Source organism: Shewanella sp. 10N.286.45.A1 (genome assembly GCF_041470405.1).
Lineage (GTDB): Bacteria > Pseudomonadota > Gammaproteobacteria > Enterobacterales > Shewanellaceae > Shewanella.
In genome coordinates this window covers 1-1,198 of sequence record NZ_JBFRMK010000325.1, presented here as the reverse complement: position 1 = coordinate 1,198, position 1,198 = coordinate 1, and the positions used below count along the sequence as shown (strand labels likewise).

Below are 1,198 nucleotides of genomic sequence, written 5' to 3'. Positions count from 1 at the left end.
AAAGACTGAGGGGCTCTGAGCTGGTCAAATGCTTAATGTAATTAGTATTATCCCCCCATTAAATCCTTGCAGCATTTAATCAATCTATTAGAGGTCAATATCCATCAAAATCAGCGTTTCATTGCTAGGTATCGTAGGTAGAATAAAAGCCATCAAGTGAGCTAAGTTTACTGCTTGAGAAATGAAAAATCGTTTAAGCTTGTAGTAATGGTAAAACGATCCTTGTTTTTGAGTCATGGCATTCGATGAGGCTTAATTGTGTGAATAGACTTCGTAGCAACAGCGCCTTTCTGTGGTTAAGCGTGATCCTTTTGTTGGCAAGTTCAACTGTATTCGCTAACCCATGGGAGCGAGTCAATAGCCCTGTTAACGGCGATGCCGCCGCTGTCGGTAGCTATGCCAATGGCTGCTTAGCCGGAGGCGAAGCACTGCCTTTGTCAGGCGTTGGTTTTCAAGTTATTCGTACTGAACGGCAGCGTTACTTTGGTCATCCGCAGCTTATTTCTTTTATCAACGATTACAGCAATAAACTACAGCAATATCAGCCATCTAATTTGCTAATTGCTGATATGTCTATGCCACGAGGTGGCAACTTTACTCATGGTCATTCCAGCCACCAAATTGGGCTAGATGTTGATATTTGGCTTAAGTTGACTGAGCAACCGTTAACGCTAAAGCAGCGTGCTCAACCAGAGCCATTTGATATTGTTAATTCCAAGCAGTTCAGCCTTGATAGTAAGCAGTGGCAGCCGCAGCATACCCGTATGTTGCAATTGGCTGCCAAGGATCACCGTGTTGCGCGTATTTTTGTCAGTCCAGTGATTAAGCAGCATCTATGTGACATGAAACTTGTCGATGATGCTTGGCTTAATAAAGTGCGACCTTGGTGGGGGCATACTTATCATATGCACGTCAGATTGCACTGCCCAAAAGATGACGCGAGCTGTATTAACCAGGCTGCTATCCCTAAGGGCAATGGTTGTAATGAACTTAGTTGGTGGAAGCAACAATACACTCTGCCCAAACTGAAGCCGAAAAGTAAACCGAACAGTAAGCCAGCTAAAAAGAAAGAGAAAACAAAGCCAAAGCGGTGTGAGCAGATCCTGAGTTCTTAATACTCATATTGAATATAAAAAGCCCTGCACCGATTAGATGCAGGGCTTATTGACCGCGTCACTACTATACCCGTGCTACCTGA

Annotated in this window: 1 protein-coding gene; it reads left to right on the top strand. The window is 43.8% G+C overall.

The window, feature by feature from the left end:
• Positions 1-260: 260 nt before the first annotated feature.
• Complete coding sequence (mepA, locus tag AB4238_RS20365; protein WP_372035233.1) at positions 261-1,115, top strand: penicillin-insensitive murein endopeptidase; 855 nt, start codon at positions 261-263, stop codon at positions 1,113-1,115.
• The last annotated feature ends 83 nt before the right edge of the window (positions 1,116-1,198 follow it).